The organism is Allorhizobium borbori, assembly GCF_014196535.1.
Taxonomy (GTDB): domain Bacteria; phylum Pseudomonadota; class Alphaproteobacteria; order Rhizobiales; family Rhizobiaceae; genus Ectorhizobium; species Ectorhizobium borbori.
This window is the reverse complement of sequence record NZ_JACIDU010000012.1, coordinates 120,933-137,499: the sequence shown is the minus strand read 5'-3', so window position 1 is coordinate 137,499 and position 16,567 is coordinate 120,933. Positions and strand designations below refer to the sequence as shown.

Below are 16,567 nucleotides of genomic sequence, written 5' to 3'. Positions count from 1 at the left end.
ACCTAAGCAGAATTTCCGAAAGAAATAATTTCCGAAACCTGTTGCCCCTGCCACAGTGGCACGACTGCATGAAGGGTCGGATGTGCCGACCTTTCCGCGCGGCGGGAGAGACAGATATGATCCGGACAGGCGCCGAGTATCTCGAATCCATAAGGGATGGCCGCGAGGTCTACATCGGCGGCGAGCGGGTGAAGGATATCGCCTCGCACCCGATGTTCAAGCCACTCGTCGACATCCGCGCCCGCATCCATGACATGCAACACGATCCGGCCAAGCGCCACATCATGGCCTATCGTGAGGATGGCGAGTGGAGCGCGATCGGCAACAAGCTGCCGCATACTCAAAGCGACTGGTGGGACAAGCGCCGCGCCACGGATACGCTGCTGGAAGACATCGGCGGCATCGTCACGCGCGTCGGGGACGAGACGGTCGGCGAGATGTGGTCGCTGTTCGACGGTCAGGATGTGCTGAACGAGGTCGATCCGCAATTCTCCGCCAATATCCGCAACCACATTTCCCGCGTACTGAAAGCCGACCCTTTCCACGTTTCGGCCAATACGGATCCGAAGGGTGATCGCTCCCGCCCGCCGCAGGATCAGGACCCCGACATGCTTCTGCATGTCGTCAGGGAGACCGATACCGGCATTGTCGTGCGCGGCGCGAAGTACGAGACGGCGGCAGCCTATGCGAATCAGGCCTTCACCAAGCCGACCATTGCCAACTGGGGCGATGCGGCCTATTCCGATTATGCCGTCGGCTTCATCTGCGATCTCGGCTCGCCGGGCCTGAAGTTCATCTGCCGCACCGGCTTTGCCGGACGCGCGCCGTCCGAAGACTATCCGCTCTCCAACCGGTTCGATGAAATCGATACGCTGGTGATCTTCGATGACGTGTTGATCCCGTGGGAGAACGTTCTCTTTTACAGGCACACGCGCGCGGCAATGTTCATCCGCGCCACTCTGCACCGCTATTCCGCCTTCGCCTTCGTTCAGCGCAACCTGAAATTTGCCGATATGCTGATCGGCGCAGCGCTCTTCAATGCCCGCCAGACCGGCCTCGACAAGCAACAGGCGGTTCAGGAAAAGCTGGCGCAGCTTGCCGTCTACCGCGAAGGTATCAATGCCCATCTGACGGCGGCCATCGCGCTGGCCGAGCGATCGCCGGGCGGGCTTCTGATGCCGAACCAGTCACTGCTCTATTCCGGCCGGGTTCTGGCCTGCTCGCAGCTTCACGAGGTGATGCACATCGCCCGTGAACTGTGCGGTGGCCAGATCTGCGTGACGCCCGACAAGGCCGCTTTCGACGCGGAGGCAACACGGCCATGGCTTTCCAAGTTCTACACCGTCAATGAGGACTGGGTGGCCGAAGATCGCCGCAAGCTTCTTGCTTTCGCCCGCGACATGCTGAATTCCGATTATGCCGGCCACCGGCTAACCTTCCAGCTTTTCGCCCAGTCGCCGCCTTTCGCGCATCTGGCCGCCGTCTACCGCAATTTCGACTGGGACGGTCCGCTCGAACTGGTGCAGAAGGCTGCCGGGCTTTCCGAAAAGGTGCTCGGCGAACGTACCCGCACCCCCGGAGACAGTGCTGTCAGCCAGTGGTTCGATACCAACACTTCCCTGAAAACGGCAGCCGAATAGGAGACGCATTCCCATGCCCGTTCACAAGCGTATTCGCATGTTCAACACCAAGGACACCTATCCCGAGCAGAAACTCGACAACGATCTCTGCCAGGCCGTCGTCGCCAAGGGAACGATGGTCTTCGTGCGTGGGCAGATCGGCCAGAACCTCGATACCTCTGAGAATGTCGGCGTTGGTGACGTAACCGCGCAGGCCGAACAGGCCATGACGAACATCAAGATGCTGCTGGAAGAGTCCGGTTCCGAACTCGCCCACATCACCAAGATCGTCATCTACATCGTTGATCCGCGCTACCGCGAGCAGGTTTACCGCGTCGTTGGCAAGTGGCTGAAGGGCGTTTTCCCGGTTTCGACCGGCATCGTGGTTTCGGCGCTGGCCCGGCCGGAATGGCTGGTCGAAATCGACGTTACCGCCGTCATTCCGGAGTAAACACCCGATGACCTTTTCGATTTCCGCGCGCTGCGAAAAGACCGGAATGCTGGGGATTGCCATCTCCTCGTCGTCGCCGGCGGTCGCGGCGCGATGCGCCCATGCCCGCGCTGGCGTCGGTGTGGTGGCGACCCAGAACATCACCGATCCCTCGCTCGGTCCGAAGGGGCTCGATCTTCTGGCCAGCGGCCTTTCGGCGGAAGCGGCCCTTGTCCGCCTTCTGGAAGGCTACGAGACGGCGCCGTGGCGGCAGGTGGTCATTCTCGATGCCGAGGGCCACGCCGCCATCCACTCGGGTGAACATACGCTGGGTGTGAATGCGACAGCGAAGGGCGCAAATTGTGCAGCGGCCGGCAATCTTCTGGCGAACACGGCTGTTCCCGCCGCTATCGTTGCGGCCTTCGAACGGGCCGAAGGCCATCTCGGCGACCGGCTTTTGGCGGCGATGCAGGCCGGTCTTGTTGCGGGCGGAGAAGCCGGCCCGGTGCATTCGGCGGGGCTTTATCTCGTGCGCGATGTGACCTGGCCTGTGGCCGATCTCAGGGTAGACTGGGCCGAGAGCAACCCGCTCGACGCGCTTGGTACGCTCTGGAACCTCTACAAGCCCCAGCTAGAGGATTACGTAACCCGCGCAATAGACCCGACCGCTGCGCCGAGTTATGGCGTGCCGGGCGATCTCTGATCTTGTGAAGGAAGACTGACCATGGTGGAACGGACGAAGCATGACTGGGTGAAGGATGCTGCGGGCCTGCGCCTGCGCGACAAGGCCTTCATTGATGGCAAGCCGGTCGACGCCCTTTCAGGGGAGACTTTTGACAGCATCAATCCGGCCACGGGTGCGTTGCTTGCCAAGGTCGCGGCCTGCGGCGAAGCCGATGTGGATCGTGCCGTGCGTTCCGCCCGTGCCGCCTTCGAGGACGGACGCTGGTCGGGCCGTTCACCGGCGGAACGCAAGGCCGTCTTGCTGCGCCTTGCCGATCTCATTCGCGAAAACAGCGTGGAACTGGCCCTGCTCGACAGCCTCGACATGGGCAAGCTGGTCACGGATGCCGCGACCATCGACGTTCCCGGCTCTGCCGCCATTTTCCAATGGTATGCGGAAGCGATCGACAAGGTTTATGACGAGGTGGCGCCCACCGGTGCCGGCAATCTGGCGCTGGTGCGACGCGAGGCGCTTGGTGTTGTCGGTGCGGTGGTGCCGTGGAATTTTCCGCTCGACATGGCGACATGGAAATGTGCGCCCGCCCTTGCCATGGGCAATTCCGTGGTGCTGAAGCCTGCCGAACAGTCGCCGCTTTCCGCGCTGCGTCTTGCCGAACTGGCTGTTGAAGCTGGCCTTCCCGACGGCGTTCTCAACGTCGTTCCGGGCCTTGGCGAGATCACGGGTCGGGCGCTCGGCCTTCATCCCGATGTCGATTGCATCACCTTCACCGGCTCGACGCAGGTCGGGAAATATTTCCTTGGCTATTCCGCGCAGTCGAACATGAAGCAGGTCTGGCTGGAATGCGGCGGCAAGAGCCCAAACCTGATTTTTGCCGATTGCGAGGATCTGGACGCCGCCGCCGATATGGCCGCCTTCGGCATCTTTTTCAATCAGGGAGAAATTTGCTCGGCCAATTCCAGGCTGCTGGTGGAGAAATCCATTGCCGAAACCTTCCTGGAGAAGATGGCGGAACGGGCGGCGCGCTATGTGCCGGGAAATCCGCTCGATCCCGCCTCGACCATGGGTGCGATTGTCGATGAGGCGCAGACGGGACGCATCCTGTCCTTCATCGATCACGCCAAGGCCACGAGCCGGCTGGTGACGGGTGGTGAGCGGGTCAGCATCGATGGCAAGGGTTGCTTCGTTCAGCCGACGATTTTTGCCGATGTGGCGGCTGATGACCGCCTGTCGCGTGAAGAGGTTTTCGGTCCAGTTCTCGCCGTTACCACCTTCGATACGGAAGCGGAGGCGATCGGGCTGGCCAATGATACGATCTATGGGCTTGCCGCTTCCGTCTGGACCTCGAACCTGTCGCGTGCCCATCGGGTCTCCGACAAGCTCAAGGCCGGCACGGTGTCGGTGAACACGGTCGATGCGCTTTCGCCGATGACACCGTTCGGTGGTTTCAAGCAATCGGGGATAGGGCGTGACCTTTCGCTTCACGCGTTCGACAAGTTCAGCGGATTGAAGACCACCTGGATCAAATACTAGACCAGAGGTCATTCCATCCGATCCAGGAACGGTTTAGGTTCTGGAAAACTGAACCAGTGAACCGGGCGATCCATGCGCTTTACGCTGAGACAACTCGAATATTTCATTGCTGCCGGGGAAACCGGCAGCATCACGCAGGCCTCCGAGCGGATCAATATTTCCCAACCGTCGATTTCGACGGCAATCTCGCAGCTTGAGCAGGAACTGGATGTTCAGCTCTTCGTGCGCCACCACGCCCAGGGTCTTTCGCTGACGCCGGCGGGCCGGGCGATGCTGCTGGAAGCCAAGCGACTGATCGAACAGGCGGAGTCGCTGTACGGCGTTGCCTCTGAGGCGAGCGACGAAGTCCGAGGCCAACTCAACGTCGGTTGCCTGACGACACTGGCCCCGATGATCCTGCCGGAACTGGCGTTGTCTTTCACCGCCGGCTTTCCCAAGGCGACGATCCGCCCGCATGCCGATCATCAGGAACTTCTCCTGTCCGGTCTGCGCCGGGCGATGATCGACATTGCCATCACCTATGACCTGCAAATCCCCGATGACGTGGCATTTACGCCGCTGGTGGACCTGCCGGTGCATGCGCTTGTCGGCGAGGGGCATCCGCTGGCAAGGCATTCGGCGGTCACCTTGCAGGAACTGGTGCAGGAGCCGATGATCTTTCTCGACCTGCCGTTATCGAGCGAATATTTCCTTGCGCTGTTCCTCAAGGAAGGGCTCCAGCCCAACATTGCCTTCCGGATATCGCATCCCGATGTCATTCGCACCATGGTGGCCAATGGCTACGGTTACACGCTTGCCAATGTCACGCCACGTTCGGATACAGCGCTTGACGGGCGCAAGGTTGTGCGCGTTCGCCTCTCCGGCGAACACCGGCCGATGACGATCGGCTTTGCGACATTGAAATCACTGCGGAAATCAAGGCTTATGAGCGCGTTCGAAAGCCATTCCCGCGCGTTTATTTCCGATGCTTACATACCCGGTATGGTAGCGCCGGCCATGAGCCAGAAGCGCCGGTGATTGCGCGCCTGCCTGCTTAGGTTATGCCTAAGCAGGTGCACTGAAAATGATTATTTTTCCGACGAATGAAGCGTGCTTTGCTCTTCTTGTCGCCACGCGAAAGCAGGTGGCTGGACGGGAAGGGAGCCGCCTTTGACGGCCATTCCCCAAGCGGAATCTCGAAAGGCGCGCGCCATGACGCCGCCCAGTCAAACAAAGGGGAACGCAATGAAGAATACTCTTTCCAAGCTTCGCAAGGCGGCGCTCGCAACCGGTGTCGCCATCGCCGTTGCCGCCGTCGGCACCGTGGCGCAGGCCGGCACGCTGCGTCTCGGCATGACGACCTGGGTGGGTTACGGCCCGCTCTTCCTCGCCCGCGACCTCGGTTACTTCAAGGAAGGCGGCCTCGACGTCAAGCTCGAGGTCATCGAGGAATCGGCGCTCTACATGGCCGCTGCTGCGGCCGGCGAACTTGATGGCAGCGCTTCGACCGTTGATGAAATCATGAAGTACCGTTCCAAGGACGTCTGCTTCAAATCCGTCTACGCGCTTGACGACAGCCATGGCGGCGACGGCGTTCTAACCCCCAAGGATGTCAAGAGCCTTGCCGATATCAAGGGCAAGGAAGTGGCGATGAACGAGGGCTCCGTCTCGCAGTTCTGGTTCAACATCCTCCTGAAACAGGCTGGTCTGACCGAGAAGGATGTCAAGATCACCAACATGACCGCCGACGACGCCGCTGCCGCCTTCATGGCTGACCGCATCCCGGTGGCCGTGACCTGGGAGCCGCATCTGACGCTGGCCAAGAAGGCCGACAAAGGCCATGTCCTGATCGACTCCTCCAAGACGCCGGGTCTCATCGTCGACGTTGTGGCGGTCAATTGCGACTTCATCCAGAAGAACCCGAAGGATATCGAAGCGCTGGTGAACGGTCTTTACAAGGCCAATGAATTCATCAAGTCCAATCCGGAAAAAGCCTATGAAATCATGGCGAAGGGCGTCGGCGGCTGGCTGTCGGACCCGAAGGAATTCGCTGCTTCGGCCGCCGGTGTGAATTTCTATGGCAAGGAACGCAATGCCGAATTCTTCAAGGGTGGCGATGAAGGCGAAGCCGGCAAACTGATCAAGCTGGGTAGCGAGATCTGGGGCGGCTTCGGTAAGCTCAAGATGGACATCAAGTACGACGACCTCGTCGATCCGTCCTTCCTCGCGAAGTAAGACCAAGCGCCGGAGGCGGGTACGCGCGTCTCCGGCATTTCTTCGGGTCCCGGCCCACCCCCGATTGCCGAAGCCTGTGCCGGAAGCAGCAGGCGTGGAGAAAACCGTGAGCGATCAGTCTCTCTTCAAGACCGTCACCACACCCTTTCGCACCATTCCGAAAAGCCTGGCGATTTCCGTCAGCATTCTCGTCTGGGTGCTCGTCGTCGCAGGCTGGTTTGCGTTGACCTATTCCGGCGCGGTGAAGGAGATGTTCCTGCCGAAGCCGGAAGCGGTCCTCATCACCATGGGCAAGATGGCGGCCGATGGTTCGCTGTGGGAACACATGCTCGCCAGCGTTCAGGTGGTTCTGATCGGCTTCATCGTGTCGTCCATCGTTGCCGTGCCCCTGGGGCTGATGATGGGTACCTACCGGATCGTTCAGGCTTTCCTTGACCCGCTCGTCAATTTCATCCGCTATTTGCCGGTTACGTCCTTCGTGCCGCTGTTCATCCTGTGGATCGGCATCGGCATCGAACAACGCGTCGCCGTCATCATTTTCGGCATCTTCTTCCAGCAACTGGTGATGATCGCCGATAGCGCCCGCAGCGTGCCGCGCGACCTCGTCAACGCCGCCTATACGCTCGGCACGCGCCGCATCGAGACCGTGTTCCATATCGTGCTGCCGGCGACGCTGCCGAATGTCATGGATGTGCTGCGCGTCACCATGGGCTGGGCCTGGACCTATCTCGTGGTTGCCGAACTCGTCGCCGCCCGCTCCGGTCTCGGTTACATCTCGCTCAAGGCCATGCGCGGCTTCCAGGTGGATGTCATCTTCATGGCCATCGCGCTCATCGGCATTCTTGGCCTCATCACCGATCAGATATTCCGCCTCGTTCGTCGCGTACTCGCGCCTTGGGCCCATTGAGGAATTTGCAGTCATGTCCGCCCTGAACCTCTCGAACGATCACAGAAGCTCCGACATCGCCATCGACAAGGTCGTATTGCGATATGGCAAGGGCGAAAGCGCGGTGCTGGCGCTGAACGGCATCTCCTTTCATGTCGAGCGCAACGAGTTCTGCGTCATCGTTGGCCCCTCGGGCTGCGGCAAGTCGAGCCTTCTCTATCTTATTGCGGGGTTGGAAGACCGCACGGACGGCACGATCCGGGTGGGTGACAAGACCGTTACCGAACCCGGCCCGGATCGCGGCATGGTGTTTCAGGGGTATACGCTGTTTCCCTGGCTGACCGTGGCGCAAAATGTCGAGTACGGCCCAAAGCGGAAGGGCTTTCCGGCAGCCGAGCGCAAGGATATCGTCGACCACTACCTTGCCGAGGTTGGTCTGTCGAAATTCGCCAACCACTATCCCTCCCAGCTTTCCGGCGGCATGAAGCAACGCGTGGCGATCGCCCGCGCACTTGCCAACGATCCGGAAGTGCTGCTGATGGACGAGCCCTTTGGCGCCCTGGACAGCCAGACCCGCCACAGCATGCAGAAACTGCTTCTGCGCGTGTGGGAAAACACCAAGAAGACGGTGCTGTTCGTGACCCACGACATTGATGAGGCGATCCTTTTGGCCGACCGGGTCGTGGTCATGTCCGGGCGGCCCGGCCAGATCAAGAAGGAAATCCGCGTCGATATTCCCCGCCCACGCACGATGGATATCGTGATGGAACCCTCATTTATCGCCATGAAGCGCGAGATTCTGGACCTTCTGAAGAACGATGATGACGACCATTGAGACGAGGACGTGACCGTGGAAAGCGCTGAATTCGACTACATCGTCATCGGTTCCGGCTCGGCCGGGTCTGTTCTGGCCAATCGGCTGAGCGCCAATCCGGCCCATCGTGTATGCCTGGTCGAGGCGGGCGGCAGTGATGAAAGCCTTCGTGTTCGCGTTCCGGCCGGCATCCTCTCACTCTATGGTAATCCGAAATACGATTACGGCTATATGGGTGTGCCGCAGCCGGAACTGAACAACCGCCGCATTCCCGTCAATCGTGGCAAGGCGCTTGGCGGCTCGAGCGTCATCAATTCCATGGTCTATATTCGCGGCGCCGCGCAGGATTATGACGAGTGGGCGGCGCTCGGCTGCGCCGGATGGTCCTATAGCGAGGTGCTGGAGACCTTCAAGTCGCTGGAACGCAATCTCATTGGGCAGGACCCCGCTTACCATGGTTTCGACGGCGAATTGCTGGTCGATAATCCCCGCGATCCGAACGGGGTCGCGAAAATGTGGGTGGAAGCGGGGCAGGCTGCCGGTCTGCCGGAAAACCGGGATTTCAACGCCGTGACCCAGTTCGGTCTTGGGGTCTATAATGTCACGCAGAACCGGGGCGAGCGTTTCTCCGCCTATACGGCATTTGTGCGCCCGGTGCTGCATCGCAAGAACCTCACGATCCTGACGGAAACCGAAGTGCTGGATCTCGTCCACGCCAATGGCCGTGTCGGCGGTGTAAACGTGCTGCGCGAAGGACAGATGCAGACCTTGACCTGCCGGGCGGAGGTGGTGTTGTCAGCCGGCGCCATCGGCTCGCCGCGCATCCTGCTTGCCTCGGGCATCGGGCCGGCGGAGGAGTTGAAGGCGGCAGCTGTGATGCCGGTGATCGACCTTCCGGGGGTTGGCAAGAACCTGCGCGATCATGTCGATGGCATGATTACCGTCCGGTCCAGCAGCACGAAGACGCTCGGTCTTTCCGTGCCGAACCTGCCGGCGGTGCTGGCCGCGCCGTTCCGCTATTTCGGTCAGCGCAAGGGCATGCTGACCACCAATTATGTCGAGGCGGGCGGCTTCGCCAAGACGAAATATGCCGGCGATATCGCCGATATCCAGTTCCATTTCGTGCCCGGTTATCGAAGCCATCGCGGCCGGTTGGTCGAATATGGTCATGGCTATGCTGTTCACACCTGCGTGCTACGCCCGAAAAGCATTGGCGAAGTAAGGCTGGTTCGCGACGGTACGCGCCGTCAGCTTGCCATCGATCACCGCTTCTTCACGGATGAGCAGGATGCGCTGACCCTGGTCGAAGGCATCAAGGTCGCGCGGTCAATCCTGGCATCGCCGGTTTTCGATGCCATTCGGGGCCCGGAAATCCTGCCGGGTCCGGATGTCAGAACGGACGCCGATATTCTTGCCTATCTGCGTGCCGAAGCCCTCACGGTCTATCACCCGGTCGGAACGGTGAAGATGGGGATCGATCCGATGGCGGTCGTTGATCCGACACATCTCAAAGTGCGCGGCTTCGAAAACCTGCGTGTCGCCGATGCTTCCATCATGCCGACGCTGATCGGCGGGAACACCAATGCACCATCGATGATGATTGGTGAAATGGCATCGAGGGCCATCCTCCGGCCGATCTGACGAAGTGACGGAACATCAGTGGTCGGTGGTGGTTATGGTTTGACGCTGTTGGCGCCAAACCTATTGAATAACGCTGTGCCGTAGCGATGAAGATGCGGCGGGGCAGACCCCGCCGCATCCGAAATTCAAGGATCAGCTCTTCACGAAAGCGAGAAGATCGGCGTTGAGAACGTCGGCATTGACGGTCAGCATGCCGTGCGAGAAGCCGGGATAAGTCTTCAATGTGCCGTTTTTCAGCAGCTTGATCGCCTTTAGCGCTGCATCCGCGATCGGAACGATCTGGTCGTCTTCACCGTGCAGAACGAGCGTCGGAACGGTGATCGCCTTGAGGTCCTCCGTCTGGTCGGTCTCGGAGAAAGCCTTGATACCGTCATAATGGGCCTTGGCGCCGCCCATCATGCCCTGACGCCACCAGTTCTGGATGACTCCTTCATGGACCGTCGCACCTTCGCGATTGAAGCCGTAGAACGGGCCGGCGGGGACATCGCGGAAGAACTGCGCCCGATTGGCGGCAAGCGCCGAACGGAAGCCGTCGAACACTTCCATGGGCAGTCCTTCCGGATTGGCGGCGGTCTTCAGCATCAGCGGCGGTACGGCGGAAACGAGAACGGCCTTGGCGACGCGGCCGGCTTTCTGGCCATGCTTGGCCACATAACGGGCGACTTCACCCCCGCCGGTGGAGTGGCCGATATGTACGGCATTCTTGAGGTCGAGATGCTCGGCGACGGCAAATGCGTCGGCGGCATAGTGGTCCATGTCATGCCCCTCGGAAACTTGGGCGGAGCGACCGTGGCCGCGACGGTCGTGGGCGACGACGCGGTAGCCCTTGGAGAGGAAGAACAGCATCTGCGCGTCCCAGTCATCGGACGACAGAGGCCAGCCATGGTGGAACACGATGGGCTGTGCGGTCTTCGGACCCCAGTCCTTGTAGAAAATCTGAACGCCGTCCTTGGTGGTTACAAAATTGCTCATGGTCTTGTCTCCTGAGGTTGTCTGCGGGGTGGATGCAGCATTGGCAGCGGGGAAAAGCGACGAAGGCATTGCGAAGGCGGCGACGCCGGCGGCGCCGGAAAGGAGTGCGCCGCGACGCGTGATGGAAAGGTTGTTCGATGTCATTTCAGACTCCCGGTCTCGTTTATTCTTACGTCGAGCGCTCTTGTGTTTGCGTCACGAGGGCATGATGACCTGAAAGATAATTGCAAACAATTTCTTCATTTGTTTCGATTTAATTGCCGTTTTTGCAATTATCTTCAGGTCAGGATGAGGTCATTGTTCCGACTTCACACGGCACCGGGCCGGTTGATGCTCAGAAAATGGCGGACGACCGGTTTCTCCGGGCCGGCATGGTAGGCAAGCACCTTACCCTGCAGGTCGGCGTCGGCATTGGAGACCCGCTTGTGCTGGCGCAGGTGCTCGGCCCAGGACTCCACCATGAACCACTCGACCATCTTCTCGGCATCGGCGGCATCTTCGGTCACGCCCCAGCCATAGGCGCCATCGCGACGCCGTTCCTGCGCAAGCGCGTGAATTGCGTGGAGAAAGGCCGTGCGGTGCTTCTTTTCGACATGGTATTCGATGAGGATGAGGACGGGGCCGCGATCGTGGGCAACCGGCTCAGCCACAAGCGGCTCTGGCCAATGGTTGGAAGGCACCATGTCGGCATCGCCGGCAGGCAGCTTCAGGCGGTGCATGACAAGGCCGGCAACAAGCAGACCACCCGCGCCGAGCAGCAAGGCCCCGGAAACGCCCGTTGCTTCGCCGACCGCACCCCAGCCTATGCTGCCCGCTGTCATCGCACCGTTGAAGACGGTGAGATAGACTGCAAGGCCACGACCGCGTACCCAGTTTGGCAGAACGGACTGGGCCGCACCGTTCAAAGTGGTCAGGGCTGTAATCCAGGCCGCACCGAGAAACAGCAGGACGACGACAGCCAGCCAACGTGGCGGCGCGAAGGAGAGCACGGCCATGACAACGGCTGTGACGATCACCGCGACCAGCACCAGACCGTCGGCATCGAGACGGGCCCGCAGCCGGGGCATGATGAGCGCGCCGCCCACCGCACCGACGCCGACGGCACCGAGCAGAATGCCATAGAAGCCGGCGTCACCGCCCAGCAATTGCCGGGCCACAAGCGGCAGCAGCGCCCAGACGGCACTGGCGAAGGCAAAGAAGATCGCGGCGCGCAACAGCACGACATGCAGCGGTCGGCTGGCGCGGGTATAGCGCAGCCCGGCGCGGAACGCCCCGAAGAAACCTTCGGCGAGGGTGTCGTTGGCGTTGCTGACGCGCGGCCACCAGAGGAGGGCAGCGATGACGATGATATAGCTTGCGACATCAGCGCCATAGGTCACACCGGCGCCGAAGGCGGCCAGCAGAAGCCCCCCGGCAGCCGGGCCGATGGAACGGGCCACATTGATGCCGAGCGAGTTGAGCGCGACCGCGCTTTTCACATCCTCGCGCTTGACGAGTTCCGGCACGATCGCCTGCCAGGTCGGCCCCATCAGCGCCGCGCCGATGCCGCCCATGAAGGTCAGGCCGATCAATGCGCTGATGGAGAGCATTCCCGTCTGGGCCAGAACCATCAGCGTGATGCTGACGGACGCCAGAAGCAACTGGATTGCGATCAGGAATTTGCGGCGGTCGAGAATGTCGGTCAAAACGCCTGCCGGAATGGCCAGAAGGAAGATCGGCAGCGTGCCGGCGGCCTGTACCATGGCGACGGCGGCGGGTGAAGCCGAGAGATCCGTCATCAGCCAGGAACTGGCGACGTCGCGCATGAAACTTCCGGTGTTGCCCAGAACCGTAGCGGCCCAGAGGACTGCGAAGACCGGTTGGGCGAGTGGTGCGAAGCTGCTCTTTGAGGTTTTCGACGCACTCATTGACCTGCTCCCCGCGTGAGGTCTGCTGCGGCAACAATAACAAACGCACCAGCGAGACCCAGGTGTTCAAAAAAGGCGTTGGTCGCCATCATGCGGTCCATGCCCGGCGCCATTTCCCAGAAGCGAAGGGCGATGAACGTCGCCAGCAGTGTGAAAGCCGCCAGTGCCAGTGCGCCGGCCCACCGCAGAAAGCCCGAAACGACGAGTGCCGATGCCGTCAATTCGAACAGGATGACAGCACCAGCAACGAGCGGTGCGGGCGTGAGGCCGAAATGCGTCATTTCGGCCTGGGCGCCGGCAAAATCGAAAAGCTTCGTAAGCGGCCCCTGAATATAGGCAGCGCACAGCGCCATAAGTGCCAGCCTGTGGCTCGCCGGCGCGGCAATCACGGCGCTCAACGCACCTTTGAAGCCTGCCTGTGAAGGATATGCGGACATCTCTGCTCCTTTAAGGGTTGCCGACCAACCTGGCGGCCTTGTTGTCGTCTGATGGAGCGATGATGGCCTGAACGAGTATTCGCAACAATTGCATCAATTATTGCGATTTAATTGCGGTAATTGAAATTATACTGCAATCGCTCTGTTCAGGTCGCTTCTCTTGTCACACAGCCCAGCACGAGCAACCCAGTGCCCCGAAAAAGCCCTTCAGATCGGCAATCGGCAGTTTCGAGGTCCATGCGCCGGCATGATCGTGGCCGTGGACATTGCAGTCATTGGCGCAACCGCAGGACATGAGGGAGGTTCGGCGCAGGGAATGACGACCTGCCCCATCGGGTTCGCCCCAACCTGCGTAGCCGCCGAACCGGCGGACCGGAGACCAGTCCGGCATGGCCGGTGGAATATCGTTTTCATCGAGGGTCCGGAAATCTCCCGCGCCGTAGACGATCTTGCCGCCGACCATGGTCAGTTCCGAGGTCAGGAAGGAAATCTCGTCTTCGGCACAGGCGAAGTAATCCTTGTCCGGAACGACGAGATCGGCGAACTGGCCCTTTTCGATGCGGCCTTTCTTGCCTTCCTCGTTCGAGAACCAGGTGACTTTTTCCGTCCACATGCGCAATGCCGTCTCGCGATCGAGGCAATTGGCGCGGGGATAAAGCTGCATGCCGCCTACCGTCTTGCCGGTCACCATCCATGATAGCGACACCCAAGGGTTATAGGAGGCGACGCGCGTCGCGTCGGTGCCGGCGGAAACATGGACGCCCTTGTCGAGCATACGGCGGAGCGGCGGGGTCGCTTCCGCGACGCCCTGGCCGTAGCGTTCCACGAAATATTCGCCCTGATAGGCCATGCGGTGCTGTGTGGCGATGCCGCCGCCCAGTGCGGCAATACGATCGATCGAGCGTTCGGAGATGGTTTCGGCGTGGTCGAAGAACCAGTTCAGCCCGTCGAGCGGAATATCCTTGTCGACCTTTTCGAAAACGTCGAGCGCGCGGGAAATCGTTTCGTCGTAGGTCGCGTGCAGACGCCAGGGCCAGCGGTTTTCGGCGAGAACCCGCACGACCTCTTCCAGTTCGCCTTCCATTTCCGGCGCCATTTCCGGGCGCGGCTGGCGGAAGTCCTCAAAATCGGCAGCGGAGAAGACTAGCATCTCGCCGGCGCCATTGTGACGGAAGTAGTCGTTGCCCTGCTTGTATTTCACCGATGCAGTCCAGTTGAGAAAGTCTTCCTTTTCCTGCTTTGGCTTCTGGGTGAAGAGGTTATAGGCCAGACGCACCGTCATCTGCCCTTCGTCCGAGAGCTTCTGGATGACTTCGTAATCGTCGGGATAGTTCTGGAAGCCGCCGCCCGCGTCGATGACCGATGTGACGCCCAGCCGGTTAAGTTCACGCATGAAATGGCGGGTCGAGTTGACCTGATAGTCGAAGGGCAATTTCGGTCCCTTGGCGAGCGTCGAATAGAGGATGCCGGCATTCGGCTTGGCCAGCAGTATGCCTGTGGGGTTGCCGTTGGCATCGCGGGTTATCTCGCCGCCGGGCGGGTTCGGCGTGTCCCTCGTGTAGCCGACAGCGCGCAGCGCCGCGCCGTTCAGAAGCGCCCGGTCATAAAGGTGAAGCAGGAAGACGGGCGTATCCGGTGCGACGGCATTGATTTCCTCGATTGTCGGAAGCCGCTTTTCGACAAACTGATGCTCGGTAAAGCCGCCAACGACGCGCACCCATTGCGGCGGCGGCGTGATGGCCACCTGACGCTTCAACATGTCCATCGCATCGGCCAGCGAGCGCACACCGTCCCAGCGCAGTTCCATGTTGAAGTTCAACCCGCCGCGAATGACGTGGGTATGATTGTCGATCAGACCGGGAAGAACTCGCCGGCCTTTCAGGTCGACAATCTTCGTGCCGGAACCGGCCAACGCCATGATCTCGGCATCGGTGCCGACCTCTTCAAACAGCCCGTCCTTGATGGCGACGGCGGTCGCATTCGGGTTGCCTCGATCCAGCGTGGTGAAGCGACCATTGTGAAGGATGAGATCGGGTTTCATGGCATCGGCTCCGGTTTTGACGGTATTTAGGGCGCAGGCTTTAAAAGGAAATCCGGGGCCGCCGGGTGAGGGCGGCCCGCGGGAATCAACCGTGATCGCCGGTGCGGTCGCGGCCGGAGGCGGCGACATTCGAGCCGCCCTTCGGCATCTCGCCGAACACGTGCGGCTTGACGTGATTGAACCACGAAACTGCCGCGGCCTCCCGGCTCCAGAGCGTCCTGGCAAGCGGAATGACCTGCTCGCCGAGAAGAATGCCGAGAAGCCCGACGAGGGCAACGACCGGCGGCGCAGGCGAGCGGACGTTGAGCAGACCGTAGACGACACCGACAAGCACGCCGGCGCCAAGGGACAGGAGATAGACTTTCACGGGCAATCCCTTTCTCTGTTTGAGGGGGACAACTCCGGCCAGACGCCGGAGTTGTCGTCATGGTGCTTACTTGGCCGGGTTCGGGCCGATACGCTTGCCATGGGTGACGCGCTCGGGGGCGCCGTGAACCATCGTGTAGGCGTAGTCGATGCCCATGCCGTAGGCGCCGGAATGTTCCTTGGCGAGCGAGGTGACGGCATCGTAGGTGTCGCGGTGGGCCCAGTCGCGCTGCCACTCCAGCAGAACCTGCTGCCAGGTCACCGGAATGATGCCGGCCTGCACCATGCGGTCCATGGCGTATTTGTGGGCGTCGGCGGAGGTGCCACCGGAAGCGTCGGCCACCATGTAGATCTCGAAATCCGAACGGTCATGCAGGGCAGAGAGTGCGAAGGTGGTGTTGCAGACTTCGGTCCACAGGCCGGAAACGACGATTTTCTTGCGACCTTCGGCAAAATTCCGGTCCAGCGCATCGCGAACGTTCTGGTCGTCCCAGGAATTCATCGAGGTACGCTCCAGGATGTCGTTTTCCGGGAAGACTGCGAGGAGTTCCGGGAAGGTGTGGCCGGAGAAGGAAAGGGTTTCGACCGTCGTGATCGTGGTCGGAATGTTGAAGATCTTGGCGGCCTTGGCCAGACCGACGACATTGTTCTTCAGGGTCTGGCGGTCGATGGACTGAACGCCCATCGCCATCTGCGGCTGCTGGTCGATAAAGATAAGCTGGCTGTTTGCGGGGGTCAGGACTTCAAGCTTGGACATTTCAGGCTCCTCTTTCGTTTGTTGAACCGCCGTTGCGGCTGGGTTTGACCGGGCAGCACCTACCCGTCGGGCGCCGGGGTCTCGGCGCTCGTTTCAGGAGGTCCTTGAGTGTCCGGAGCCTTTCTGGCTTTGTCGCTCCGTCTGCTCTCGTTCGTCTTGGCTGCTGAAAAGAAACCTAATGTGGTTCCGTAATTTCGAAAATTGTAATATTTGTTTTGAATGAATTGCTGTTTTTGAAATAATGAAGCGGTCTTTCCAGCATCCGGAG

At 60.7% G+C, this 16,567-nt stretch carries 15 protein-coding genes; 9 read left to right on the top strand and 6 right to left on the bottom strand.

Translation table 11 applies throughout. The features are described from left to right. Positions 1–116 precede the first annotated feature (116 nt). The 9 genes from GGQ66_RS15300 to GGQ66_RS23380 all read left to right on the top strand — a co-directional run bounded on the left by GGQ66_RS15300 (position 117) and on the right by GGQ66_RS23380 (position 9,819). On the top strand, positions 117–1,640 hold the full coding sequence (locus GGQ66_RS15300; protein ID WP_183793594.1) for a 4-hydroxyphenylacetate 3-hydroxylase family protein: 1,524 nt from the start codon (positions 117–119) through the stop codon (positions 1,638–1,640). Between the two features lie 13 nt (positions 1,641–1,653). After that, positions 1,654–2,070: a RidA family protein gene (locus GGQ66_RS15295; protein WP_183793593.1), complete on the top strand. Its 417-nt coding sequence runs from the start codon at positions 1,654–1,656 to the stop codon at positions 2,068–2,070. Positions 2,071–2,077: 7 nt separating this feature from the next. Then, positions 2,078–2,752, top strand: coding sequence for a DUF1028 domain-containing protein (locus tag GGQ66_RS15290; protein ID WP_183793592.1), 675 nt, complete (start codon positions 2,078–2,080; stop codon positions 2,750–2,752). A 21-nt stretch (positions 2,753–2,773) separates the two neighbouring features. Further along, on the top strand, positions 2,774–4,264 hold the full coding sequence (locus GGQ66_RS15285) for an aldehyde dehydrogenase (protein ID WP_183793591.1): 1,491 nt from the start codon (positions 2,774–2,776) through the stop codon (positions 4,262–4,264). Positions 4,265–4,336: 72 nt separating this feature from the next. Further along, positions 4,337–5,281, top strand: coding sequence for a LysR family transcriptional regulator (locus GGQ66_RS15280; protein WP_183793590.1), 945 nt, complete (start codon positions 4,337–4,339; stop codon positions 5,279–5,281). A 207-nt stretch (positions 5,282–5,488) separates the two neighbouring features. Continuing rightward, the gene (locus GGQ66_RS15275) at positions 5,489–6,478 is read left to right on the top strand and encodes an ABC transporter substrate-binding protein (protein ID WP_183793589.1); all 990 of its coding nucleotides are present in this window, start codon (positions 5,489–5,491) and stop codon (positions 6,476–6,478) included. 106 nt (positions 6,479–6,584) lie between these two features. After that, a complete protein-coding gene (locus GGQ66_RS15270; protein ID WP_183793588.1) occupies positions 6,585–7,385 on the top strand; it encodes an ABC transporter permease in 801 nt (266 codons plus the stop codon). Between the two features lie 13 nt (positions 7,386–7,398). Beyond that, positions 7,399–8,199, top strand: coding sequence for an ABC transporter ATP-binding protein (locus GGQ66_RS15265; RefSeq protein ID WP_183793587.1), 801 nt, complete (start codon positions 7,399–7,401; stop codon positions 8,197–8,199). 9 nt (positions 8,200–8,208) lie between these two features. Further along, entirely contained in the window at positions 8,209–9,819 is a 1,611-nt protein-coding gene (locus GGQ66_RS23380; RefSeq protein WP_183793586.1) for a GMC family oxidoreductase, read from the top strand. A gap of 132 nt (positions 9,820–9,951) precedes the next feature. On the opposite strand, the gene GGQ66_RS15255 is transcribed toward GGQ66_RS23380, so the two are convergent. The 6 genes from GGQ66_RS15255 to GGQ66_RS15230 form a co-directional block, all read right to left on the bottom strand. Beyond that, positions 9,952–10,791, bottom strand: coding sequence for an alpha/beta fold hydrolase (locus GGQ66_RS15255; RefSeq protein ID WP_370686362.1), 840 nt, complete (start codon positions 10,789–10,791; stop codon positions 9,952–9,954). 308 nt (positions 10,792–11,099) lie between these two features. Then, positions 11,100–12,698 carry an MFS transporter gene (locus tag GGQ66_RS15250; RefSeq protein ID WP_183793584.1) on the bottom strand — a complete coding sequence of 533 codons (1,599 nt, stop codon included), beginning with the start codon at positions 12,696–12,698 and terminating at the stop codon, positions 11,100–11,102. Beyond that, complete coding sequence (locus GGQ66_RS15245) at positions 12,695–13,135, bottom strand: DoxX family protein (protein WP_183793583.1); 441 nt, start codon at positions 13,133–13,135, stop codon at positions 12,695–12,697. Before GGQ66_RS15245 ends, GGQ66_RS15250 begins: the two co-directional genes overlap by 4 nt. Before the next feature lie 163 nt (positions 13,136–13,298). After that, positions 13,299–15,176, bottom strand: coding sequence for an amidohydrolase (locus tag GGQ66_RS15240; protein ID WP_183793582.1), 1,878 nt, complete (start codon positions 15,174–15,176; stop codon positions 13,299–13,301). 85 nt (positions 15,177–15,261) lie between these two features. Next, positions 15,262–15,543, bottom strand: a complete 282-nt coding sequence (locus GGQ66_RS15235; RefSeq protein ID WP_183793581.1) for a XapX domain-containing protein — start codon at positions 15,541–15,543, stop codon at positions 15,262–15,264. A 66-nt stretch (positions 15,544–15,609) separates the two neighbouring features. Continuing rightward, complete coding sequence (locus GGQ66_RS15230; RefSeq protein WP_183793580.1) at positions 15,610–16,299, bottom strand: hydrolase; 690 nt, start codon at positions 16,297–16,299, stop codon at positions 15,610–15,612. Positions 16,300–16,567: the final 268 nt, after the last annotated feature.